This window comes from Alkalihalobacterium alkalinitrilicum (assembly GCF_002019605.1).
In the GTDB taxonomy this organism is placed as follows: Bacteria; Bacillota; Bacilli; order Bacillales; family Bacillaceae_F; genus Alkalihalobacterium; species Alkalihalobacterium alkalinitrilicum.
In genome coordinates this window covers 4,325,823-4,349,626 of record NZ_KV917368.1, presented here as the reverse complement: position 1 = coordinate 4,349,626, position 23,804 = coordinate 4,325,823, and the positions used below count along the sequence as shown (strand labels likewise).

Annotated in this window: 24 protein-coding genes, 1 pseudogene and 1 riboswitch; of the genes and pseudogenes, 2 read left to right on the top strand and 23 right to left on the bottom strand. The window is 38.0% G+C overall.

From position 1 onward, the window contains the following. The first annotated feature begins 82 nt into the window (after window positions 1–82). Window positions 83–1,084 (top strand): M23 family metallopeptidase, encoded by a 1,002-nt coding sequence (locus BK574_RS21045; RefSeq protein WP_078429977.1) that lies wholly within the window; start codon window positions 83–85, stop codon window positions 1,082–1,084. Window positions 1,085–1,454: 370 nt separating this feature from the next. Here BK574_RS21045 and BK574_RS21035 read toward each other — a convergent pair whose 3' ends face one another. From BK574_RS21035 to BK574_RS27665, 15 genes are all read right to left on the bottom strand, one after another. Then, a complete protein-coding gene (locus tag BK574_RS21035; RefSeq protein ID WP_078429975.1) occupies window positions 1,455–1,559 on the bottom strand; it encodes a methionine/alanine import family NSS transporter small subunit in 105 nt (34 codons plus the stop codon). Next, window positions 1,559–3,073, bottom strand: a complete 1,515-nt coding sequence (locus BK574_RS21030) for a sodium-dependent transporter (RefSeq protein ID WP_078429974.1) — start codon at window positions 3,071–3,073, stop codon at window positions 1,559–1,561. Before BK574_RS21030 ends, BK574_RS21035 begins: the two co-directional genes overlap by 1 nt. A gap of 364 nt (window positions 3,074–3,437) precedes the next feature. Continuing rightward, window positions 3,438–4,970 carry a Na+/H+ antiporter NhaC family protein gene (locus BK574_RS21025; RefSeq protein ID WP_078429973.1) on the bottom strand — a complete coding sequence of 511 codons (1,533 nt, stop codon included), beginning with the start codon at window positions 4,968–4,970 and terminating at the stop codon, window positions 3,438–3,440. Between the two features lie 199 nt (window positions 4,971–5,169). Further along, window positions 5,170–5,342, bottom strand: a riboswitch (Lysine riboswitch). A 200-nt stretch (window positions 5,343–5,542) separates the two neighbouring features. After that, a complete protein-coding gene (gene yunB / locus BK574_RS21020) occupies window positions 5,543–6,397 on the bottom strand; it encodes a sporulation protein YunB (protein ID WP_238458066.1) in 855 nt (284 codons plus the stop codon). Between the two features lie 178 nt (window positions 6,398–6,575). Then, entirely contained in the window at window positions 6,576–7,073 is a 498-nt protein-coding gene (locus BK574_RS21015) for a dihydrofolate reductase (protein WP_078429972.1), read from the bottom strand. A 403-nt stretch (window positions 7,074–7,476) separates the two neighbouring features. Next, a complete protein-coding gene (locus BK574_RS21010; RefSeq protein ID WP_078430935.1) occupies window positions 7,477–8,418 on the bottom strand; it encodes a thymidylate synthase in 942 nt (313 codons plus the stop codon). A 54-nt stretch (window positions 8,419–8,472) separates the two neighbouring features. Continuing rightward, window positions 8,473–9,567 (bottom strand): HD-GYP domain-containing protein, encoded by a 1,095-nt coding sequence (locus BK574_RS21005; protein WP_078429971.1) that lies wholly within the window; start codon window positions 9,565–9,567, stop codon window positions 8,473–8,475. Between the two features lie 372 nt (window positions 9,568–9,939). Then, window positions 9,940–10,233, bottom strand: a complete 294-nt coding sequence (locus BK574_RS21000; protein ID WP_420797001.1) for a YunC family protein — start codon at window positions 10,231–10,233, stop codon at window positions 9,940–9,942. A 196-nt stretch (window positions 10,234–10,429) separates the two neighbouring features. Beyond that, window positions 10,430–11,827: a bifunctional metallophosphatase/5'-nucleotidase gene (locus BK574_RS20995; protein WP_078429970.1), complete on the bottom strand. Its 1,398-nt coding sequence runs from the start codon at window positions 11,825–11,827 to the stop codon at window positions 10,430–10,432. A 63-nt stretch (window positions 11,828–11,890) separates the two neighbouring features. Next, window positions 11,891–12,715, bottom strand: a complete 825-nt coding sequence (locus BK574_RS20990; protein WP_078429969.1) for a sulfite exporter TauE/SafE family protein — start codon at window positions 12,713–12,715, stop codon at window positions 11,891–11,893. 27 nt (window positions 12,716–12,742) lie between these two features. Continuing rightward, the gene (locus tag BK574_RS20985) at window positions 12,743–13,606 is read right to left on the bottom strand and encodes a DUF72 domain-containing protein (protein WP_078429968.1); all 864 of its coding nucleotides are present in this window, start codon (window positions 13,604–13,606) and stop codon (window positions 12,743–12,745) included. A gap of 253 nt (window positions 13,607–13,859) precedes the next feature. Further along, on the bottom strand, window positions 13,860–15,551 hold the full coding sequence (locus tag BK574_RS20980) for a b(o/a)3-type cytochrome-c oxidase subunit 1 (RefSeq protein WP_078429967.1): 1,692 nt from the start codon (window positions 15,549–15,551) through the stop codon (window positions 13,860–13,862). Further along, window positions 15,548–16,054, bottom strand: coding sequence for a cupredoxin domain-containing protein (locus BK574_RS20975; protein WP_078429966.1), 507 nt, complete (start codon window positions 16,052–16,054; stop codon window positions 15,548–15,550). The genes BK574_RS20980 and BK574_RS20975 overlap by 4 nt, the downstream gene beginning before the upstream one ends. 22 nt (window positions 16,055–16,076) lie before the next feature. Further along, complete coding sequence (locus tag BK574_RS20970; RefSeq protein ID WP_078429965.1) at window positions 16,077–16,208, bottom strand: cytochrome c oxidase subunit 2A; 132 nt, start codon at window positions 16,206–16,208, stop codon at window positions 16,077–16,079. A gap of 335 nt (window positions 16,209–16,543) precedes the next feature. After that, window positions 16,544–16,684, bottom strand: a complete 141-nt coding sequence (locus tag BK574_RS27665) for a hypothetical protein (protein WP_158211710.1) — start codon at window positions 16,682–16,684, stop codon at window positions 16,544–16,546. A gap of 249 nt (window positions 16,685–16,933) precedes the next feature. Between BK574_RS27665 and BK574_RS28935 the strand changes: the two are divergent. Then, window positions 16,934–17,083, top strand: a pseudogene (locus BK574_RS28935) (spore coat protein); the annotation flags it as partial. A 433-nt stretch (window positions 17,084–17,516) separates the two neighbouring features. Here BK574_RS28935 and BK574_RS20960 read toward each other — a convergent pair. From BK574_RS20960 to sufC, 8 genes are all read right to left on the bottom strand, one after another. Then, window positions 17,517–17,609 (bottom strand): YjcZ family sporulation protein, encoded by a 93-nt coding sequence (locus BK574_RS20960; RefSeq protein WP_078429963.1) that lies wholly within the window; start codon window positions 17,607–17,609, stop codon window positions 17,517–17,519. 141 nt (window positions 17,610–17,750) lie between these two features. Beyond that, on the bottom strand, window positions 17,751–18,128 hold the full coding sequence (locus BK574_RS20955; RefSeq protein WP_078429962.1) for a YmaF family protein: 378 nt from the start codon (window positions 18,126–18,128) through the stop codon (window positions 17,751–17,753). Window positions 18,129–18,257: 129 nt separating this feature from the next. After that, complete coding sequence (locus BK574_RS28930; protein ID WP_274379437.1) at window positions 18,258–18,392, bottom strand: hypothetical protein; 135 nt, start codon at window positions 18,390–18,392, stop codon at window positions 18,258–18,260. A gap of 149 nt (window positions 18,393–18,541) precedes the next feature. After that, the gene (gene sufB, locus BK574_RS20950) at window positions 18,542–19,939 is read right to left on the bottom strand and encodes a Fe-S cluster assembly protein SufB (protein ID WP_078429961.1); all 1,398 of its coding nucleotides are present in this window, start codon (window positions 19,937–19,939) and stop codon (window positions 18,542–18,544) included. A gap of 12 nt (window positions 19,940–19,951) precedes the next feature. Further along, on the bottom strand, window positions 19,952–20,395 hold the full coding sequence (sufU, locus tag BK574_RS20945) for a Fe-S cluster assembly sulfur transfer protein SufU (RefSeq protein ID WP_075387988.1): 444 nt from the start codon (window positions 20,393–20,395) through the stop codon (window positions 19,952–19,954). Then, a complete protein-coding gene (locus BK574_RS20940; protein ID WP_078429960.1) occupies window positions 20,382–21,605 on the bottom strand; it encodes a cysteine desulfurase in 1,224 nt (407 codons plus the stop codon). The genes sufU and BK574_RS20940 overlap by 14 nt, the downstream gene beginning before the upstream one ends. Then, the gene (gene sufD, locus BK574_RS20935) at window positions 21,605–22,900 is read right to left on the bottom strand and encodes a Fe-S cluster assembly protein SufD (RefSeq protein WP_078429959.1); all 1,296 of its coding nucleotides are present in this window, start codon (window positions 22,898–22,900) and stop codon (window positions 21,605–21,607) included. Before sufD ends, BK574_RS20940 begins: the two co-directional genes overlap by 1 nt. A gap of 19 nt (window positions 22,901–22,919) precedes the next feature. Beyond that, complete coding sequence (gene sufC / locus BK574_RS20930; protein WP_075387985.1) at window positions 22,920–23,699, bottom strand: Fe-S cluster assembly ATPase SufC; 780 nt, start codon at window positions 23,697–23,699, stop codon at window positions 22,920–22,922. Between the last annotated feature and the right edge of the window lie 105 nt (window positions 23,700–23,804).

Sequence of the window (23,804 nt, the reverse complement as noted above, 5' to 3'; positions counted from 1 at the left end):
TTTTCTCTTTAAAATACAAACTAATATTATGAACTTTTGGAGGGTATCGCATGCTACACCTACTAGAAAGGAGAATAACATAATGCTAAAAAAACTCGCAATTATTTTTGCCGTTATTCCTTTTCTGTTTGCTACATTTCAACCTGACATCGTATTTGGGGAACAGAAAACCGAATCAGTATATGAAAGACGCATGAACTTATTCAAAAAGGTTGAAGCTCTAACCAACATTCCTTGGAACTATTTAGCGGCTGTTGACACTTATGAACGAGGATTACGAAAAGCGAGACGTGATCGCGCTGAAGAAATAGGTGCAATTGGTATATACTTTTCACCTGAGCAATGGGTTGGACCATTAAACCCTAACCCAGAAGATACTGACCCATTATCAATTAGTATGTTTGGAGGTATCGGGCTTGACGGTAATGGTGACGGTATAGCAGACAGAGAAGACGATGAAGATATTCTCTATACAATGGCAAGACATTTAGAAACGTATGGATTTGATTTTGATGACTTCAGAACAGCGCTGTGGGAGCATTATCATCGTGATCAAACGGTGAATATTATCTCAGGGCATGCAAAAATTTATGAAAAGTTTGGGACACTCGAGCTAATAAAAAATGCATTCCCAATGCCAATCAATCATAACTACAGTTACCGAAGCACTTGGGGAGATCGTCGCGGCTGGGGTGGACGCAGAATTCATGAAGGTACGGATATCTTTGCGAACTATAACGTACCAGTTCGCTCCACCACTTATGGAATCGTAGAATTAAAAGGCTGGAATAGGTACGGTGGTTGGCGAATTGGGATTCGCGACTTAAATAATATATATCATTATTACGCTCATTTAAGTGGCTTTGAAAAAGGCATCGACCCTGGTACCATTGTCGAGCCTGGTCAAGTCATCGGGTATGTAGGAAGTTCGGGTTACGGTAAACCTGGAACGCAAGGGAAATTCCCTCCACACCTTCATTATGGAATGTATCGAGATAACGGTATTACCGAATGGTCATTTGATCCGTATCCTTCCCTTCGTTCGTGGGAAAAGAAAGAACGGGCCGCCAGACGGAAAAGGTAAGCTACGGGACATAATCTACGTTTAGGTAAGTGTATATTGTATCGGCTGGTAACATAAGATGCGGATTGCAAGTCTCGAGAGATTTGCAATCCGTTTTTTTATTGGACCTGTGTTCATCTGTTTTGTTGCTGAGTTTATCTGGGGTACGATTGCATCTTTTTGATACTTATTTCTTCTAATTTTTTCCTTGCTAGGGTACGATAGTAGCTCTTTCGTTACTTTTTTCCTAATTTTTCCTCCCGCGGGCTCGAATGCTTGTCTTTCGTTACTGTAACCCTGTTGAGTTTCTCTCTCGTGGGAACGCGCAATGCAAAAAGGCACTCAGATACTACCTGAGAGCCTTTTCTCTAAACGAAACCTTCACTTTCACTTATTTGTTTTTCGAAACTTTCACTGCATTTATGATACTTAGAGCTAAACCGCCCCAAACGATGGCTATCCCAACGAGCATCATTGTAATTGCACTTGCACTCATTATAAGTCAGCTCCTTTTTCTTCTTTTGGCATTTCTAAGTCATTTTTCCCCCACTTCATCGAAGCGAAAATAAATCCGACGATGATCGCAGCGACTGCAACACCCCATCCAGAATAGAGTAAGAATGATGTTGCATAGCCTTCATAGTTATCACGAAGATTTCCAATTAAGTTTTGAACCGCCATATACCCTAGAACAACTGGCGTAATGAAACCTAAACAAATTTTCCACCATAAACCTAAACGCATATCAGATACAGAGTCTGCATGACCTTGAAGTTCTGGAAGTTTCTTCACAAACCACACGACTGTAATTACAGATACAAGTCCTGCAAGTGCGACACCGAATGTGTTAATGAAGTAATCAGCTGCATCTAGGAAGTATAAACCACCTTGTGTTGCAAACAAGATTGAGATTAAAGCTGAAAGACCTCCACCAAATGCTACTGCTTTTGCACGCGAAACTTTGAATTTATCTTGAATACCTGCAACAAATGTTTGCACAATTGAAATCAATGATGATAAACCAGCTAATACTAAACAAGCAAAGAATAGGAAACCAAACAGCCCGTTAAGCGCTGGGAATGTATTAATAATTTGTGGGAAAACGACGAACGCTAACCCAACTCCAGCAGCGGCAACTTCATCTAATGGAACACCTGCTTGTGTCGCCATGAAACCTAAAGCAGCGAATACACCGATCCCAGCTAAAACTTCAAAACTGGAGTTACTGAAACCAGTAATGAAAGCATTGTTTGTAATATCTGATTTTCTTCCTAAATAACTCGAGTACGTGATCATAATTGCAAATCCGATTGATAAACTGAAGAACACTTGGCCATAGGCGGCTACCCATACACCAGGAGACATAATTTCACTCCAGTTCGGTTTGAAAAATGCATCAAGACCAACAGTAGCTCCTTCTAGAGTTAAAGCACGAATAACAATAATTAAGAATAAAATTACAAGAGCAGGAATAAAGATACGGTTAGCAACTTCAATACCTTTCTTAACACCTTTAAATAAAACTCCTAACGCAATAACCCATACGATTACTAATGGAATAAATACGGATGGTACGATACTTCCAACTTGACCAGGAACGTCTGCTAACTGTAAATACTCTCCAAATAAAAATCCTTGCGTGTCTTCACCCCAACGTAGACCCAATGCAAAATATGCATAAGCCATCGCCCAAGCGATAATGACCGCATAATAGGTCGCGATCACAAAAGAGATCCCTACTTGCCACCAACCAATCCATTCGGTTTTCTTATTCAATCGTGCATACGATAATGGAGCCGATCCACGATACTTATGCCCCATCGTAAATTCCATAATCAATAATGGGATCCCTGCTGTTAATAATGCGAATAAATATGGGAAAAAGAACGCTCCTCCTCCATTTTCATACGCAACATAAGGAAAACGCCAAATGTTACCTAAACCTACTGCTGAACCGACTGCCGCTAGAATAAATCCAGCACGTGTGCCCCACTGTTCACGTCCATTCATTTTTTCATAACCCCTTTCTTTTTATAGTTTTCTAAATTTTCTATCTCTTTAATGCAAGTATATTCTACTTTTTATTAGATAGTCTACCTTAAATTTATTATTTTTAAAATTTTTAGAATATTTGGTTCTGACGAATTTTATAGTAATTGATCCTAATGACTACGAATCGAATAGTAATTTCTCCTTTCTATTACTAATTTTCAGACAATTCGTTATTTCATTATAATAATTTCACCCTGCTTTGTAAAGAGTTTTGTCGAAAAAAAACGAATATCCTTCCCTTCTATTACATTTTGACTTATTATCCTTCTACATCTGCAGAAAATAAAAATAGAGGCCCCCTATAGAGCCTCTATTTAATTCATTACACTATTCTTTTTAAAACTAATACGGATACTGCAAATGCCACGAATGATGCGACAAAGCCGAGCAACATACTCCCAGTAAATCCAAGCACTAAGAAACCGACAATCGAGATAACGGCCACAAGAATGGCATAAGGTAGCTGTGTAATGACGTGGTCAATGTGATGACTACCTGCTCCCGTACTCGATAAGATCGTTGTATCTGAAATCGGTGAACAATGGTCCCCGAAGATCGCTCCCGCTAATACAGCTGCAAGCATCGGTAATAACATTGTAATATCTAACGTGGCTGCGATATCCCCTGCAATAGGTAATAACATCCCGAACGTTCCCCAAGATGTACCTGTTGAAAAGGCCATTGCACCCGCAATAATAAAAACAATCACAGGTAAAAGAGCAACAGGAATATTGCCGTCAATCAAGGATGCTAAATACTCTCCCGTACCAAGATCACCGATAATCTCAATAATCGTCCATGCGAAAATTAAAATGTAGATGGCAGGTAACATGGATTTAATCCCAGCCCATAATCCAACACCAAAATCACGTGCAGACACTTTTTTCATCATCGTTAAAATAACAGCAACAGCTAAACCTAGTAAACCACCGTAAACAAGAGCCGCTGCAACATCTGTATTTTCAAAAATTTCAAGAACCGTTGCATCGCCTTCTGTCCCTTGTATCCCTGTAATGATCATAAAAAGAACCGTACCGATGATTAAGGTTACAATCGGCAGAACTAAGTCTCTTACTTTGCCATTATCAACAGGTTGAACGTCCATATTCTCCCCAGGAGGTGTTCCTTTTGTTTTATCGAAAACCTCTCCTGTTTCCATTGCTAATGTTTCATGCTTTTTCATTGCACCATAATCTAGTTTAAGCAAGGCTACTGCTAATACAAGCAACACCGCAAATAACGCATAATAGTTCATGGGTACAATAAGTAAAAACGCTTGAAGTGCCTCGTATTGCGTAACACTATGTGTAGCTAAAATTCCTGCGATAATCGTAATGATAAATGCTCCCCAGCTTGAAATGGGTGAAATAACACACATTGGTGCAGCTGTTGAGTCTACGAGATACGCTAATTTTGAACGTGAAATCCGGTGACGGTCTGTTAACGGACGACTCACATTACCAACCGTTAAACTATTGAAATAATCATCAATGAAAATAATAATACCTAAAACAACCGTTACTAATTGTGCGCCAACTCTTGTTTTTACACGCTTTAATGCCCATTCGCCAAAGGCACGACTTCCACCCGAAAGTGCGACTAATGAAGCCAGCATTCCTAGTAATAATAAGAAAAAGATAATATAAAGTTCCCAATCATTGATTGCTCCATCCACGTAAAAAATAGCAGCAATAATACTAAATATTTGCGTTACGCTCCCGATCGGATCAAATCCGTTCAGTAATAACGCACCGACAATAATTCCTGTCCCGAGCGAAATTAATACACGTCTCGTCAAAATAACCATAACTAACGCTAGGACTGGAGGAATTAATGACCAAATTGATGCTTCCATCTGACAGCCTCCTATTGTTTGGATAAACAAACACGATTTTACGTCAAGGTGGCGAAAATCGATGTCGTTCTATTCCTTTATTGTTTTTGAAATGGAACCAAAAAAAGGCCTACTCTTAAGCGCCAACTCACTTCACAGTTGAAATGGTGACTCTTTTTTTGAGTAAGCCTCTCGAATAAACAGTTTCTGGCTCCCCATCAACTAAAGTAGTTCTCCACAGTACCTACTGTGACAGTGTTACACTTATTCAATGTAACCCCAGCAAAGGTTTGTAGACGCAATCCTTCACTTCGGCAAGTTTCCCTTTCGTCAATCCTCCCAGTTGTCATCCTCCAACTGACTACTAATGGCACTTGCGCCTCTACCTCATCGTACACTGATGAGGTGTAATTATTCACTTTCCTTTAACCACGCTATAGTATATCATTATTCTAGTAAAACGCCAATTGTAATTTTTTCTAAAAGTTAGGATAAGTAAAGCTCTATTTTTTAAAAGAGTGAACTCTTAGTCATACACATCTCGCAAACAGAACAAGGTATCGTGATATAAAGAATTCACCCTTTCTCAACAATCACTGATTGTTCACAGCATCTTGAATATCAGATTCTCGTATAAACGTAGGTGCAGGACCTGTTCCACCGACATTGTAATATTCGGGAACTTTCCCTGGAACTAACGTCATACCAATAGGAATGGATGTCTTAACGACTTCCATATCGGTTGCAAATGGAATAACGATTTTGACATCGACTTGAAGGTCAACATACAAAGATAACATCGTATTATTGATACCTGTGTTCTCGACTTCATGCCTCATATTAGCCTTTACATCCCCAATTGCGGTAAATCGTACAGGAATTTGCGGTCCTAAATGAGCTAATAATGCGTTATTGGTCGCTTGCCCTAAAGGGATTGTATAAATAATTCCATCTTGCGTGTACACTTCTTCGTTAAACTCTACTTCCACACCATCCGGAAGACCAAGTTCATGAACTCTTCCTTGCTCCATCAAACGTAAATACTTTTGCACCCTTTGTACTGCTTCTGACATGACTCTTGTAGCAATCGAAGAGTTAAATGTGATTAACGTAATATCTCCATTTTGATCTCTCTCAATGATCAGTAGTTCATCCATATCTAATTGTTCTACAATTTTTTTAGAAATCGCATCATTAATGGCTTCTGTACCTAATACTTGTGTTTCTGTCTTCGCAATGTGAATAAGCGTCGGCCGAATTCCTTTTTCTACTAGCCATAAACCTTGTGCGGTGAGAACTATAAAAATAACAAAAGATAATAGCAGAACATAACGAAATGGAAGCGGACCTTTCATACTCCCTTTGTTTTGATTAAAGAGGAAACCGTTCCCTCTTTTTCTTTTAAGGAGAGGGCCTTTCCATACCCCACGCTGTCTAAAACGAACCACTCTAAAAACCCCCTTTGCAAAAATATATGCAAAAGGGGGACGGCCTTGACCTTAATTTTAATGGGACAACCTTATTTTCATTAAGTAATAGAGATCGTTGTTAAATTTTATTGGAATACATTCATGTAATTGGCAGGTGTGCCGCTGCTTGTTTGGCGCCTTCATCAATTATATAAGCTTACTGTGTATTTCTCTTCTTTTCGTAAACCGAAAAATAGTAATCATATGGATTTTTCTCATCCTTCATCCCTTTTTCTCGCGATACCTCATGCCAGTCGCTCAAGTTGAATTCTGGAAAAAACGTATCACCGTCAAATTCCTCATCAATATGAGTGATGTAGAGCTTGTCAGCGATCGGAAAGGCTTCTTTGAAAATTTCCGCCCCGCCGATAATGAACACTTCTTTATCATGATGATCGATCACTTTTTGAACATCTTCAATCGAATGAAGGACAGTACAGCCTTCAGCCGTATATTCTTGATTTCGAGTGATGATAATATTCTGTCGTCCAGGAAGTGGCCGGCCGATCGATTCATATGTTTTACGGCCCATTACAATCGGATGACCCATCGTTACTTTTTTAAAATAGGCAAGATCTGCAGGCAATTTCCATGGCAAATCATTATTTTTACCGATGACACAATTTCGATCCATAGCTACTAAAAATGAAATCAATTAAAACACCCTTCCTTTATTAAGTACTTAAGCAAGAAAAGCGCATGCGACTGACTATTCCGTGACGAAATGAATAGAGTCAGCCCTCCCTTCTCCTGCTAGTTTTGCACTATGAACGCTTTATAGTTACTGTTTTCTTCCCCTCTCTTGCTCGATGGGCACTATGAACGCTTTATAGTTACTGTTCTTCTTCCTCCCTTGCTCGATTGGGCACTATGAACGCTTTATAGTTACCGTTCTTCTTCCTTCCCTTGCTCGATGGGCACTATGAACGCTCTTTAGTTACGCCCACTACGCTTTTTGCAAACAAAGTTTTATAAATGCTTATCTTTTAAAAAAGACTCAAGGATGAACCTATCCTTGAGTTATATATAAATGTATTATTTATAGCCGTACGTGCAGTTTAAACGGCAACTGGTGCCTTGATTGTCGGATGAGGGTCATAGCCTTCAATTGAAATATCTTCAATCTCAAAATCAAAAGCAGACTTCACATCTTCATTTAAGATAAGTTTCGGAAGTGGTTTCGTTTCTCGACTTAACTGTGTTTTCACTTGTTCCACATGATTTAAATAAATATGAGCATCCCCTAATGTATGAATAAACTCACCAACTTGCAAACCACATTCATGTGCAATTAAGTGTGTGAGCAGGGCGTAGCTTGCGATATTAAACGGAATACCAAGAAAAATATCGCCACTTCTTTGATACAACTGGCACGATAGTTTCCCATCTAATACGTAAAACTGGAACAGTGTATGACAAGGTGGTAATGCCATCGACGGAACATCTTCAGGATTCCATGCGGATACGATAAGCCTTCTCGATGAAGGGTTTTTCTTAATCGTTTCGATCACATCTTTTAATTGATCAAGTGTCTCTCCTGTTCTCGTCTCCCATGCACGCCATTGTTTACCATAGACTTGTCCTAGGTCACCATATTTACGAGCAAAATCATCATCTTCAAGAATACGTTTTTTAAATGCCTCTAACTGCTCCTCATATTGCAATCTAAAAGCTTCATCTTGTTGTGAGCGTAAACCGAAGTTTTCCATATTCGGGCCCTCGTACTCTTTACTCATCACCCAACGTTCGAATGCCCATTCATTCCATATATTATTGTTTTGTTGTAGCAAATAACGAATATTCGTGTCACCTTTCATAAACCACAACAACTCAGTAGCTATGAGTCGGAAAGGAACACGTTTGGTCGTAAGTAAGGGAAATCCTTCGTTTAAATCAAAGCGCATCTGATGACCAAAAATGGATACCGTTCCCGTTCCTGTTCGATCTTCTTTTTTCGTTCCATTTTCAAGTACAAACTTACACAATTGAAGATAATTCATTTCATTCGTACTCAACGTAAACGCAACTCCTTTTTTAACTTTTAGTTTATTTGCTTATTCATTCGCTAATACTGCTTCACAGCTCGTAATCGTCACATTCACTTGTTTCATTAAATCAAGATCATACGGTTCAACTTGTTGATTATTCTCGCTAATCACTCGAATAATAGGCCTAGTGGAAAGTTCTTTATTTTGTTTAAGAACGATCCCTTCTCGCCCATCACTTAAACCTACCGTAATCCCAACTGGATAAAGAGCAATTGATTTTGCGAATGCTTCAACTAAGTCTTTATCGTACAATGTACCGACACCTGAGTACAATAATTCGATCGCTTCATGAGGAAGCATCGCTTTTCGGTAAACTCGATTGCACGTAACCGCATCAAATACATCACATATGCCTATAATTTTAGCATAAGGGTGGATCTCATCTCCCTTAATACCTCGGGGGTAACCTGATCCATTTATTCGTTCATGGTGCTGAAATGCACAATGGGCAGTTAACAAAGAGAGATTCGGTTGTTTTTTCAAAATCTCATACCCAACTTGAGCATGAGTTTTTATAATGGAAAATTCCTCAGGGTCCAAACGACCTGGTTTATTTAGGATTTTAGTTGGAATCGCCATTTTTCCGACATCATGTAAAATCGCTCCAAGACCAATTTCCATCAGTTGTTTTTCGTTATATTTTAATTTTATTGCAAGCGCTAATGTATAGATCGTCACATTTAATGAATGAGTAAAAATATAAGAATCGTACAAATAAACATCGGAAAGCAGAGAAATTGCCTTTGGATTTCCTTTTACTTCAGCTAAAATCGAACGAATCACTTTTGAAAAATTTTGACCTAAATGATCATTGTGAAACGACTTTTGTAATTTGATGTCTTTGCATATTTGGTTAAACTCCGACTTAATTGTATTCGTTGCTTCCACTCGAACTTTCGCAGCAATTCCTTCAGTCGATTCAATATCTTCGGTAAGCTTATCTTGAATATATACAAACGTAATCCCAAGGTCAATCAATCTTTGGATCATTCTGGAAGATAGCAGAACACCTTGTTTTAAAAGAACTTGCCCACTATCATTGATGATCGGCTTAGCAAGGTAAGTATTTTCTTTAAGCGATTTGGTAGATACTAGTCTCATAAAGTGGCTCCTACTTCAATTTTACATAATTTCCATTCCAGACAATTCAATAATTTAACCGTACTTAGATAAACGACAAAATATACCAACTATATTTAATAATTTACATATTTAATCTTTTTTCGACATATTAAGGTTAACATTAGATCCTAAATCTGTTAACTAACTTTTAGGTTTCTTCAAAAATTCAGGACTACGGTTCATAATATTGGAAAAAAACGACATTTATTTATAGGTCTATTAGCCTGATACAAAAGAGGCCAATGAAAATACATTGGCCTCTTGCAATCCGTGTTCAAAAAGAAAATAACAAGAGCTGAAAAGAATTTCAAAGCCGCTAGTTTTCATTCTTTTTGAACTTTTCTTTTTTATTTATAGCATTTTTAACAATGCATCTCTACCTTTCATCCCTGCTTTCACACCTACAGCTTCAGCCTCTAATGTCACTGACTCAAGTGGAGCATCTAATAATTGTTCAATCGTTCGGACACCGACTGCACGACCTGCAATAATTTTACGTTCTTTTAGCTTTTCGTTTAACAATGCAATGTCTAGTGCTCCGCACATAATATATCCTTTGTCACTCATGACTGCCATAAAATTGGTTTTTGGAAGCTTAAGTGTAACAGCAATGAAGGTATGACCATCGATTGAAATCGGATCCATTTCAAGCACTTAAATCACTCCTTCGTTTTTCGGACATTGTCTTTCGCTCCCATAGGGGTTCTACTTGAAAACTGGCTTCCTATGAAAACAAATCGCTTGAACTTCCCTCATGAAGTTGTCGCTTCGATGAAGGCGTTTGACTTATCCTCGCTATTACAATATGAAAAACAAACGAAAAAGTGCAAAGGTTGGACGATTACCTATTTTGCTTTAATTTCCAAAGCAAAACATCACGAAGAAGTTCTGGCATATAAAAAACCTTTGAAGTAGATTCGGCGATCGCTGGATACAATTTACCAAAAGTGAACATATCTAACGTCGCTAATTCATACTCTTTTTTCGGGTCAATCGGGTTGCCATCAATATAAATGCCCACTACGTGTTCAACGTTATCTCCTAATTTTTTTGTTTGAACATCAATACCTGAAAAGGCCATTCTTCCTAAAACTTCCCCCCGAAAGCCAAAACCTTTTAATTCTAGACGTTGCATACGCTCAGTAAACGAATGAAGAATGGTTTCTTTTAAACGATCCCCACGTAACTTAACAACAGCTGGATTAATCGGGTGTGGACATATTCGATGAATATCTCCTCTTGTCACTCTTCCCGCTGGAATACTTTCGAGAAGGACCCCAGCGTTGACCATACTTATATTGGTTTTACACCATTCTTTTAATGCTTCAGCCAATATGATCGGTCCTGTCGATGGTTTGAACCAATCGACAGACAAGTCACTATATAACGTGACAACCTCTTCACTCATAATTTCTTCTTGTTCTACTTGTAATCTCTCTAATAAATTAGTGGTTTGCGGTGATGGTGGCATTGTTTTCGTTTCAATTGCTGCCATTTCAAATTCCACAATTTCTTTCGTTTCTGATTGAATCGTAAGCTTTATTTGGCCAACATGATAGCCAAACTTACCAGCTTGACCGATTAGCGTTCCTTTCACATTTTTCCCTGATTGTAATACGTGGTGAGTATGGGCGCCTAATATAATATCAATACCTTCTATATGCTCTGCAATTTCTTCATCTGCAGGAAAGCCTAGATGAGATAATAAAATGACGATGTCACATTCCGCACGCACTTTTGCTACCAAATGAGGCAAGATTTCAAATGGATCTTGAATGGTCCATCCTAACTTATCGTAAAAAGGCAAGAATGGCGCAGTTACACCGATAAGACCAATTTTCAAACTGTTGTCTAATTGTATGTAATGATAGGACTTTGCCCAAAACGGCACCTCACCATCTTCATCTAGTAAATTGGCTACTAGTACTGGAAAGGTCGCGTCCTTATATAATTGATTTAAAGTCTCTTTAGAAAACGTTAACCCTTCATTATTTCCGATCGTCGTAGCTTGAACACCGATTTCATTTAGTAATTTTACATTACCTTGACCATCTGTTGCATCGGTCATTGGATGACAACGATCAGCATGGTCACCAATATCAAAGTACAGCATGTTTTCATTTTTTCTGAAATGCAGATTACGACGTTTTTTAATAAATTGGTCAATTTTCGGCCAATGTTCAAAATAACTATGAATATCGTTCGTATGATAAATAAACAAAGAATGTTCAGAAGACACTCAAAAAGCCTCCTTTTTATAGTGTAAAAATAAAAGATTCCTCATCGAGGAAGATAGAAAAACTTATACAATTGTCATTCCTTGCCACACTAATCGTGCACCAATAATGACTAAAAAAATTCGCAAAATCATAATCAGTGTATCACTTTTTAATCTCTGACCAATCTGAGCTCCTAATTTTCCACCAATCCATGCACCTGGAATTAATGCCAGTGCATAAAGCCAATCAACATTCCCTAACACAATATGAGAAATCGAACTAGAAATAGCCGAGAAAAAGATCATAAACATGGAAGTCGCAACTGCCAAATGGGCTGGAAAACCGAAAAGTAAGATCATCGCAGGTACCATAAGAGAACCACCACCAATTCCAAATAACCCTGATAACATTCCAACGATAAACGAAATCGGAATGGCTAGCCATGGACTAAATCCGTAGTGGATCGTTTCACCTAACTCGTTCACATATTCTCTTTTTATCCCTTTATTTCCTACCTTTATCGGCTTTAAATGTTCTCTAACCATTAAGATGAATGAAACGATGATGATAAAAAAACCAAAATAAATAAGAAAACTAGAAACATCAATGCCTTTGTTTAAATATACGCCAAATAAAGCTCCAGGTATACTGCCGACCAAAAAGATGGATCCACTTATAAAATCTACTTTTTTCTGCTTAATATAAGCAAGTGTTGAAGACAACCCTGTGAAAATCATAATTAACAATGAAGTACCAACAGCAACTTGTGGGGTAACTCCAACTAATATACTTATGTACCCACTAAGTAACATTAGGGCAGGTACAACAATAATTCCTCCACCTAACCCCATCAAGCTGCCTAATGTCCCTGCAATAAGACCGATGACAACTAATGACAACCATTCCATACATATCCGCCAACTTTCTTGCTGTTCTTATAAAGGGAAACTTCCATCATCAAATAATTTTAATTGTCTTGGAGCAAGCCCTTCATACTCAACCCCAAGCATCGTTTGAAATCGTTTTGCATTTCCAGCTGCATCCCCACCAGAATTGTTATTAAAAAGAACGTAGAGGTCCTTTGTCGACTTTTCTAATAAGCGAATTCTTTCTACCCATTCATTTAATTCTTGATCGTTATAATTATATAAATAACGAACATCTCTCCAGTTCCCCTCTCCTGGATCACGCCAACCATAATGATTTCGACCATGAAAACGAATGAGTGTTTTGTTTTCATCCGTTGCTTCTAGTACGATCGGTATACTACCCTGACCAGCCTGTGGTTCATCACAAATACTGTGAATCCACCGCTTATCCTTCATAAATCGTAGCGTTTTTTCCTTGATGTCTTCTGCAAACCATGATTGATGACGAAACTCAAGCGCAACTGGAAGAGACTGAAGCTGCTCTTTAACATAGCGTAAATACTGAACATTTTCTTTTTTACAATCAAACCAAGGAGGAAACTGACAAAGAACCATCGCTAAACGGTTTTCTCGTACTAGTGGCTGGATGGATTCTATAAACGCTTCAAACATTTCCTCTTTCGATTGAAATGGAATTTCTCCTCGCTGATGACCTGTCATTCCTTGGTATGTTTTCACAATAAATTGAAAAGACGAAGGGGTTTCACGGACCCACTTTTCATAATTACGAACAGGTTGAATCGCATAAAACGAAGAATCGACCTCAACAATAGGAAAATGACTACTATAGGTCCATAGCTTCTCCTGTTGTCTTATGCCCTCATATAAATCATCGTGGTCTCCCCACCCTGTTAATCCGATGTAAATCATGACAATCCCCTTATGAATGTAATGAAATTTTCTGATATGTATTAATAATACTATTGTCATTCCCATTTTCACAATTAATGTACTTATTAATTTACAAAGCTACAGTTGCTTTAGTTAAAGAAGAATTGAAAAACGCTTGGTTTATACCCCAAGCGTTCATTAATGTTAATCATGCTGTTAATGAGATTTAAACTGGTTTTTAGAAAGTTTTCTCCACAATAACTAGACTACTTTCGTTAAGGTTTGCTTTCATTTACCTATTCCCAATCGGCCAATCAAATGGCGGGGATCCTGGTGGTGAATGCTGGATCATATCAATGAATGGAATCGTGTAAGCAAACAAGATTAACGCAATGGCAATCACAATCCATAACTTCCATCTTTCCATCCACATCGGTGTAGGGGGCGCATCCTCCTCTTCTTCTGCAATTGGAAATTCCTCTTCTCCTCTCGGTGCAAAAAATGCTAGCTTTATAAAGATGTACACCATCAAAATGATTGCAATAAACAAAATTGTACCACCTATAGCTTGAGCCATTTGGTAGGCTCCCCATTCAGCAGCCTGTGCCGTTCCACCATAATCTGAGTAGGCCGAACGCCTTGGACCACCAAGTAACCCTTGAATATGCATAGCGGTTGACATAATCAACATACCGACAGCCCATGTGATCGATTGGATAATTCCTAACTTGTTAAGAGACGGTGTCAGTTGTCTGTTCATCAGATGGGGAACGAGCCAATATGTTATTCCGAAAAAGGTTAAGATGACAGTTGTTCCAACGGTTAAATGAAAATGACCTGTAACCCATATCGTGTTATGCACAACTGCGTTCATCTGATGGGAAGCATTGATAATCCCACCTACGCCCCCTGGAATAAATGCGAGCATACCAATAAATGGTGCTAGAAAGCGGACGTCTTTCCAAGGGAGATACTTCCACCATCCAAATAAACCACCACTTCCCTTTTTTCTACCTGTAATTTCAAATGTTGCAAAGAGAGAAAATGCTGTCATTAAGCTCGGAACAATAACGACAAATGTCAGTACAACTTGAATGAACTTCCAAGTTGTATCAATTCCTGGTTCAGATAGCTGATGATGAAAGCCAACAGGGATAGAGAAAAATAGGAACAGAATAAAAGACAATCTAGCGAGCGAGTCATTAAACAACTTTCCCCCGATAATTTTTGGTATAATGGCATACCAAGCCATATAAGCTGGCAGTAACCAGAAATAGACTAATGGGTGACCGAAATACCAGAATAATGTTCGACTAACTAAAACATTAATGGTTTCCGAAAACCCTAGTGACCATGGGATAAACTGCAAGAGCATGGCTGCTGCTAGACCAAGCGTTGCGATAAACCACATAATCATATTAATGTTTACCATAAAAGCTAATAATGGAGATTTTTCGCCTGGATGATGTTGCTTCCATACATATAACTGTCTCCAGTTTATAAAGCATGCAATCCAGCTTCCGATAACGACTAGTGTTAAACCTATGTAAAATGCTGGATGAGCCTGTAACGGTGCATAGAATGTATATAATACACTAGCTCTTCCTAGAAGCACTGAAATAGCCGTTATGACTGTTCCAAGTGTCATTAACCAGAACCCAATCCATGCCCAACTCCGCTGCATTGCAGAAATTCCGACCGTTTTTCCCATCAAGGCATATTGAAAACCAATGATGAAAAACGTCGTAAGAACGAGAGCCAAAACTACACCATGCACGGTCAATACTTGATAATAATCAATACCAAACGGGAGTGTAAAATGGCCCGAGCGAACAAATACTTGCAAAAGCCCCATTAAACCAGCGATTAATAAAGATATAAAGGCTACATAAATAAATGACATATATAGCTTTGATTCTGGTTTGGTGATTGGTAGATAAACTGTTGAAGCTTCTGTCTGTATTATTCGTTTAGCCAAGCTCATTCTTCATACACCTCCACAGTTAAAAACATCATATGGTGACCAACTCCACAATACTCATTACATAACAGGGTAAACTCGCCTGCTTGATTCATTGTCGTTTCCAACTTGCTAATGTAGCCTGGTTCAACCATCATGTTGACATTCGTTCCAACAATATGAAAACCGTGTATCACATCAATTGTTGCTACTTGATAAAGTACAGTTGCTCTTTTAGGTATACGAATATGTCTAATTGGCTTCCCTTCTTCATCAACACCTAGATCATAATTAAATGAAGACGCAACAACATTAACAATGTACTGATCCTCACTAACTTGTGTTAACCCTAGATTTTCCTTTTGAAAAGCTTCATGCGCTTGGACATTCCCTGGATCAATCGTTTCTGCATGACTTTGTGGATGGACACCTAGATGGAATCCACCATATCCTAATACGACTAAGAAAAAGATTAACGTAGCAATTCCCACAGAAATGCAGATCTTTTCAAACTTGTGTATATGCATACCAGATCACTCCTTTAATAATTCAAACACCTCTTGAAAGAAATAAGAAAAATACCCCCACCCAACTGACAATAATAATACCTATTAAAATAAATACGGAAATCAATGTGCCTTTCAAATTAGAATGGCTGTTTTCTTGCTCACCTTTTTTCATTTTCCTCACCTCCCTTTTTCAGATTAGCAAACATTAAATTTTTAATAGTGATGTAGATCACTTAAAAATTCATAATCTTTGAACTTTGAATGAACGTTTCTGAAGGAGGAATGAAGGAAAAATTGGTTGGAAATATGAAAAGAGCTAACGAACTCCTTGTACGCTTCTTTGATGATAAAATAGACCAAAAAAAGACTTTGAGACGAAGCTCAAAGTCTTTTTTTGGTCTATTAGCTATGGTTCAAATCCCATAACCAATTGATCAGTATATGATTGCTAATATATCCATTTATAAAAAAGAGTCGACAACATTAAAAGAATCTTTTTAAATACTTTTATTTCTTATTATTCCTTCCAATTCCACGTACACCAACTGTTTTAGAATTAGCAGCATTTGCTCCCGAAGTTGCAGTGTTCGTTTTAGTCTGACCCATTGCTCCTTGTTGACCTGACGGATTGTTATTATTGTTAGTCACTTTTTAATCTCCCCTACATTAAGTTTTTGTGATAATTAACATTAATATATTGTGTACTTTTTACTGAATTTATTATAAAACGCTACTTATTTTTCTGAATTATAGAATTTTAATAATATGGTATTAAATACGAAACAAAAGTCTTTGTCATACCCATCCTCTTCCATACTCGACATGCTTAAAAAGTCTACATGAAAATTCCCCCAATGTAGTTATGCATGTAAACAGTACTATTAACTTAGAAATGTTTTAAAACAACAATTAAATCGCGGTATTGATATGCATGCAAAAATATTTAATTACATGTATGAAAGAAGTTATTATCCATCATATAACTTAGAGCGTTTACTAGAAAACGATGTAAAACTTGCAAACAAAGCATTAAATCAACCTTTTTAACCTTAAAGAGCCAAACAGCTGACGCTGTAAGGCTCTTATCAAAAAAACATATGAAAAATTATAAAGACCAAAAAGCCAACACAGGCTAGTGCTGACTTTTCCTTAATATAGGGCTTCTAAACTGGGTTATTCTATAGGAGTAAGTTCTAAAATACTAACTAATTTTACAACATAAATAGTATCAATTTTTTGTATCTCACATAACCCACTATTATATATCCAGATGATTTTATAATGGCAGTTTTTATATTGAACATTTGTACCAATTTTCCAAATAGAAATAGACCTCCTTTACAGAATAGAAGCCCATTTTTTAGATTAACACCCTAAAGCGCTTTCAGATAAGTGGTAAATACTGTTGTATACCTAAACATCAAAAGAGCCAAACACTTTGTGCTGACTCTTTTAATCCCCCTATTAAATCTAGTATACGTTAGTAAGGTCTAACAAATGCTGTACCTACAATGATTAATAATATGAATAGTACAACGATTAACGCAAAGCCTGAACCTGCATAACCGCTCATTATTTAACCCCCTTAAGATAAATTGTGAAATACCCTCTCAGAATACCAAGGTATGTTGGTAACTTTATAATGCTTGTATCTATTCCCCATTTAAAATGTATAATCTTTTTCCCAATGATAAACATACATCTTTACTACTCTTTATAAACTAGTTCTACCACCATACCTATGCCTATGCGGAATTGCGCCATCAATAGTTGTTACTCCACTAAATTCATGGTAATGCCCTCCATCTGGAAGAAATATTGCAGGTCCTGTTACCCCACGAATTCTGTGTCTGTGCCTATCATCAATAGAAGTAAAAGTAAAATAGCGGTGTGTATGCTGTACTCCACTTGGTGCAGGTTCTGTTGTTCCAGCGTAGCGATGGTCATGTCCCACATCAAATGAGGTTACCCCTTTAAATTCATGTGTATGAACAGGTCGTCCATCCCATGTAGTTATATAAAGATTGTGCGAGTGTTCAGAACCATTCTCTTCTGAATGGTATAAATATCCTGTTATAGGTACGTTTGTCACTTAATCCATCACCCTTTCTAATTCTCTTGTATCCTATGAGCTAATGTTTGAAAACGAGTGGATTCATGCAATTGTAAAAAAATTATTATTTCACACTAAAAGAACCAAACAGTTAAGCTGTAAGCTTCTTTACGTTCTGACTTCTACATATTCTTTTAATGCCTTTATAACAATTTCTTCATCATCTTCCCCAGTGATATCTGCAATCTTTTTTTTTTCATTTAATTCTTCATCAATCCTTAACTCTAAATACCATATTTTCAAATAGACACAAAAAAGACTTTGAGACGAATCTCAAAGCCTTTTTCCATGTGTATTAAATGGTTGAAATCCCATAACCAATTGAACTGTATATGATTGCTAATGAAAGAAGCGAACCCCGAAAGGTTCGCTTGATCTGATCTATTAACGGATTAACCGATTGAACCTTCCATCTCGAACTTGATGAGACGGTTCATCTCTACTGCATATTCCATCGGTAATTCTTTTGTAAATGGTTCAATGAAGCCCATAACAATCATTTCTGTCGCTTCTACTTCCGAAATACCACGACTCATGAGATAGAACAATTGGTCTTCTGACACTTTAGAAACTGTCGCCTCATGCTCTAATGTGATGTTGTTGTTAAGAATTTCATTGTAAGGAATTGTATCAGAAGTGGACTCGTTATCCATGATTAACGTATCACACTCAATTTTTGATTTTGAGCCTTCTGATTTACGTCCAAAGTGAGCAATTCCTCGGTACGTAACTTTTCCACCATGTTTTGAAATTGATTTTGAAACAATCGTTGAAGAACAGTTTGGTGCTAAGTGATGAATTTTCGCCCCAGCATCTTGATGCTGACCTTTACCTGCAATAGCGATCGAAAGGATTGTACCTTTTGCTCCTTCACCTTTCATGACTACAGCTGGATATTTCATCGTTAATTTCGAACCAATGTTACCATCAACCCATTCCATTGTTGCCCCAGCATCAGCAACCGCACGTTTCGTTACAAGGTTAAAGATGTTTGGCGCCCAGTTTTGGATCGTCGTATAACGGCAGTAACCACCTTTATTAACGATAATTTCAACAACTGCACTATGAAGTGAATTTGTTGAATAAACAGGTGCTGTACAGCCTTCTACGTAGTGTACGTGGCTATCTTCATCAGCAATGATTAACGTACGCTCAAATTGACCCATGTTTTCTGAGTTAATACGGAAATACGCTTGTAGAGGTGTTTCAACCTTTACACCTTTTGGTACGTAGATGAATGATCCACCCGACCAAACCGCTGAGTTAAGTGCCGCAAATTTATTATCAGAAGGAGGAATAACAGTACCGAAGTACTTTCTAAAAATGTCCTCATTCTCTCGTAGAGCCGAGTCAGTATCTTTAAAGATAATTCCTAGATCTTCATAATCTTCTTGCATGTTGTGATAAACAACTTCAGATTCGTACTGTGCAGAAACACCTGCTAAATACTTTTGCTCTGCTTCTGGAATTCCTAGTTTATCAAACGTATTTTTAATTTCTTCTGGAACTTCATCCCAAGACTTCTCAGAACGCTCTGACGGTTTTACATAATACGTAATCTCATCGAAATTTAATCCTGAAAGGTCGCCACCCCATTGTGGCATTGGCATTTTGTAAAATTGCTCAAGTGACTTGATACGAAAATCTAACATCCACTGTGGCTCATTTTTCATTCGAGAAATTTCCTCGACGATCTCACGAGTTAATCCCTTTTTCGAACGGAAAATCGAAACGTCTTTGTCTCTAAAGCCATATTTATATTCACCGATTTCCGGCATTTTCTTAGCCATGAGAAAACCTCCTTATTCGTTTTCGCTTTGTATACCCTTTTCCATCGCTTTCCACGCTAACGTTGCACATTTTATTCGTGCGGGAAACTTCGCAACACCTTGTAGTGCTTCAATGTCCCCTAAGTCAAACGTAGAGTCATCATAGTCTTTCCCTAGCATCATATCTGAGAAGATTCGTGACATTTTAAGTGCATCGTCAACTGATAAGCCCTTAACGGCTTGAGTCATCATTGATGCAGAAGCCATGCTAATTGAACATCCTTCACCGACAAACTTAGCAGCAGATATTTTCCCATCTTCTACTTGCATTTGTAATTGAATACGATCACCACACGTTGGGTTATTCATATTCACGGTTACGGATTCCTCTTCAAACTCGCCACGATTTCGAGGGTTCTTATAATGGTCCATGATCACTTGTCGATATAAAGTATCGAGATTGTTACCTAAAGACATCGCCGAAATACTCCTTTGTTTTTATTAATCCATTGACAAGTGCATCAACATCTTCTTTCGTGTTGTATAAATAAAAGCTTGCTCTCGCTGTTGCTGTTACATTCAACCACTTCATTAATGGTTGCGCGCAGTGATGTCCTGCACGAACAGCAATTCCTTCAGCATCAAGCACCGTCGCAACATCGTGAGGATGAACATCATCGATATTGAAAGTAACAACACCAGCCCTTTTCTTAGGACCGTAAATCGTTAATCCTTCAATTTCAGACATTCGCTCCATCGCATATAGTGCTAGTTCGTGCTCATGAGCTAAAATTGCATCCATGCCAACTTCTTCTAAAAAGTCGATGGCAGCACCTAATCCAATTGCACCTGCAATGATAGGTGTTCCGCCTTCGAATTTCCACGGTAACTCTTTCCAAGTGGAGTCTTGAAGACCGACGAAGTCAATCATTTCTCCACCAAATTCAATGGGTTCCATGTTGTCTAATAGCTTTTTCTTACCGTAAAGAGCCCCAATCCCTGTAGGACCAGCCATCTTATGGGCAGAAAAAGCAAAGAAATCACAATCTAAATCTTGAACATCTATTTTCATATGAGGCGTACTTTGTGCCCCATCGACTACCATAATTGCACCATGCTTATGAGCGATTGCAGCGATTTTTTTGATCGGATTTATTGCTCCCAACACATTCGATACGTGCATGACCGAGACAATTTTCGTTTGTGAAGTAATGGTTTTCTCAACATCACCTAAATCAATACTTCCATCTTCTTGAAGTGGAATATATTTTAACGTCGCACCAGTCGCTTTGGCCACTTGTTGCCACGGAATGATATTACTGTGATGTTCCATTGGTGTAATGACAATTTCATCACCAACACCTACGTTTGCACGACCGTAACTACTAGCCACTAAATTCAGTGCAGTCGTTGTTCCTCGTGTAAAAACAATTTCTTCGGTCGAATGGGCGTTAATAAATTTTCTTACCTTTTCCCTTGCACCTTCATAGCCATCAGTTGCAAGTGTACCGAGGGTATGAACCCCACGATGTACATTAGAATTATAGCGACGATAATAATCATCTAAAGCTCCAATGACTTGAATCGGCTTTTGAGACGTTGCCGCACTATCTAAATAAACAAGTGGGTTCCCGTTCACTTCCTGGTGTAAGATTGGAAATTGTTTGCGAACCTCTTGGACGTTCATTATTTTACTTTCCTTTCAATAACTTCAGTAAAACGCTCTTTTACTGATTCAACTGGAAGTTGGTTAACTACTGGTGCAAGGAAACCATGGATAATTAAGCGCTCCGCTTCTTTTTTTGTAATCCCACGACTCATGAGATAGAACATTTGGAGCGGATCAATTCGTCCAACCGATGCCGCGTGTCCTGCAGTTACATCGTCTTCATCAATAAGAAGAATTGGGTTTGCATCTCCACGCGCTTTTTCACTTAACATAAGAATACGCTCAGTTTGTTCCCCGTTAGATTTAGAAGCACCATGTTCAATTTTCGTAATTCCGTTAAAAATTGAAGTTGCTTCTTCACGCATAACACCGTGTTTTAATATATATCCTTCTGAATGTTTTCCATGATGGAAAATTTGTGTAGTAAAGTTTTGTTTTTGTTTTCCACGGCCAATTGTTACCGTTTTTGTATCAGCATATGAACCTTCACCGATAAGATGCGTTGTATTGTCACTCACTGTGTTTCCATCGTTCATTTGACCAAGTGCCCAATCTACTCGTGCATCACGGCCAACATGCGCACGACGAACGACATATGTTGTTACATTTTCAGAAAGGTTATCAACCGCTCCGAAAGAAACTCGCGCACCTGCAGCTGCATAAACTTCAGCTACGATGTTCGCTACTGTTTCTTCTTGAGGGCTTCCAACATAGTTTTCTACATAAGTTACAGAACTATTTTCTTCTGCAACAACGATAACGTGGTTAAATAGCGCCGTATCACTAACATTATAAATCGCTTGTAAAGGTATAGTCACTTCTGTATTTTTCGGTACATAGATAAAAGTACCACCATTTAATAATGCTGCATGTAGGGCTACTAAACGGTTTTCATCGACATTCACAGCATCCGCCATAAAGTGTTTTTCAACTAATTGTCCGTGTTCTTTAAGTGCTGTCGCTAAATCCGTAAAAATAACTCCTTGTTGCTTCACGCTTTCGCTAACTTGAAGACGAGCAGTTACACCATCTTTTTGGACAAGGATAATTTGCTCATTTGTTGCTTCACCAGCTAAACTTTTTACTTCGTCATCCAACTCATCAAAAGATGGAACTGTAACGTCTTGACGATGAGCAAACTGCGTGAAATTCCAGTTATCAATTTTTGTTTTATCTGGTTTTGGTAAGTCTAATTTATCTGCTAGTTCGAGCGCCTTTAGGCGAAAATTTAATAGCCATTCAGGTTCGCCGCGCCCTGTAGAAAATTGTTTAACATACTCTTTATCGAACGCTAGCTTCGTTTCCACTGACATGTTATCCCTCCTTACTACCTTATGCTTCTACTTTTTCGTCTTCAATGCCAAGCTCATCTTTAATCCAGTCATATCCTTCTGCTTCTAAACGTTCAGCTAGCTCCGCACCACCTGATTTAACGATACGACCTTGCATCATTACGTGAACCTTATCAGGCGTAATGTAGTTTAATAAGCGTTGGTAGTGAGTGATTATTAAGCAACCGAACTCTTCTCCACGCATTGCATTAATACCTTTAGAAACGACTTTAAGTGCATCGATATCAAGACCTGAGTCAATTTCGTCTAGGATCGCGATTTTCGGATCTAACATCATTAATTGTAAAATTTCATTACGTTTCTTTTCTCCACCAGAGAAACCTTCGTTTAAATAACGTTGTGCAAATGATTGGTCCATTTCTAGAAGATCCATTTTTTCATCTAGTTTACGGATAAATTTCATTAATGAAATTTCTTCTCCTTCTTCACGACGCGAGTTGATCGCTGAACGAAGGAAGTCCGCATTTGTAATCCCACTAATTTCACTTGGGTATTGCATTGCTAAAAATAAACCTGTTTGAGCACGCTCATCTACTTCCATTTCTAATAAATCTTTGCCGTTAAAAGTAACGTTTCCGCTCGTAATTTCATATTTAGGGTGACCCATTAGTGCAGATGCTAATGTTGATTTACCTGTACCATTTGGTCCCATGATCGCGTGGATCTCTCCACCGTTAATTTCTAGGTTAAAATCTTTTAAGATTTCTTTACCTTCTATTGCTACATGAAGATTTTCAATCTTTAAGTATGGTGCTGTCATTCTTTACTACCTCCAATATATTGTCTAAATTTTGCACTAAGGTCTTGACGAAAAAAGTGCTTTTGTTTATTCTCAATTTATTCTCATTACAATCTTATAACAAAT

Bases quoted from the DNA above. Each gene is read 5' to 3' on its own strand.
- BK574_RS21045 (WP_078429977.1), top strand. From the start codon at position 83: ATGCTAAAAAAACTCGCAATTATTTTTGCCGTTATTCCTTTTCTGTTT.
- BK574_RS21035 (WP_078429975.1), bottom strand. From the start codon at position 1,559: ATGAGTGCAAGTGCAATTACAATGATGCTCGTTGGGATAGCCATCGTT.
- BK574_RS21030 (WP_078429974.1), bottom strand. From the start codon at position 3,073: ATGAATGGACGTGAACAGTGGGGCACACGTGCTGGATTTATTCTAGCG.
- BK574_RS21025 (WP_078429973.1), bottom strand. From the start codon at position 4,970: ATGGAAGCATCAATTTGGTCATTAATTCCTCCAGTCCTAGCGTTAGTT.
- BK574_RS21010 (WP_078430935.1), bottom strand. From the start codon at position 8,418: ATGAATTATCTTCAATTGTGTAAGTTTGTACTTGAAAATGGAACGAAA.
- BK574_RS21005 (WP_078429971.1), bottom strand. From the start codon at position 9,567: ATGAGACTAGTATCTACCAAATCGCTTAAAGAAAATACTTACCTTGCT.
- BK574_RS21000 (WP_420797001.1), bottom strand. From the start codon at position 10,233: ATGGATCCGATTTCAATCGATGGTCATACCTTCATTGCTGTTACACTT.
- BK574_RS20990 (WP_078429969.1), bottom strand. From the start codon at position 12,715: ATGGAATGGTTGTCATTAGTTGTCATCGGTCTTATTGCAGGGACATTA.
- BK574_RS20985 (WP_078429968.1), bottom strand. From the start codon at position 13,606: ATGATTTACATCGGATTAACAGGGTGGGGAGACCACGATGATTTATAT.
- BK574_RS20980 (WP_078429967.1), bottom strand. From the start codon at position 15,551: ATGAGCTTGGCTAAACGAATAATACAGACAGAAGCTTCAACAGTTTAT.
- BK574_RS20975 (WP_078429966.1), bottom strand. From the start codon at position 16,054: ATGCATATACACAAGTTTGAAAAGATCTGCATTTCTGTGGGAATTGCT.
- BK574_RS20970 (WP_078429965.1), bottom strand. From the start codon at position 16,208: ATGAAAAAAGGTGAGCAAGAAAACAGCCATTCTAATTTGAAAGGCACA.
- BK574_RS20960 (WP_078429963.1), bottom strand. From the start codon at position 17,609: ATGAGCGGTTATGCAGGTTCAGGCTTTGCGTTAATCGTTGTACTATTC.
- sufB (WP_078429961.1), bottom strand. From the start codon at position 19,939: ATGGCTAAGAAAATGCCGGAAATCGGTGAATATAAATATGGCTTTAGA.
- sufU (WP_075387988.1), bottom strand. From the start codon at position 20,395: ATGTCTTTAGGTAACAATCTCGATACTTTATATCGACAAGTGATCATG.
- BK574_RS20940 (WP_078429960.1), bottom strand. From the start codon at position 21,605: ATGAACGTCCAAGAGGTTCGCAAACAATTTCCAATCTTACACCAGGAA.
- sufD (WP_078429959.1), bottom strand. From the start codon at position 22,900: ATGTCAGTGGAAACGAAGCTAGCGTTCGATAAAGAGTATGTTAAACAA.
- sufC (WP_075387985.1), bottom strand. From the start codon at position 23,699: ATGACAGCACCATACTTAAAGATTGAAAATCTTCATGTAGCAATAGAA.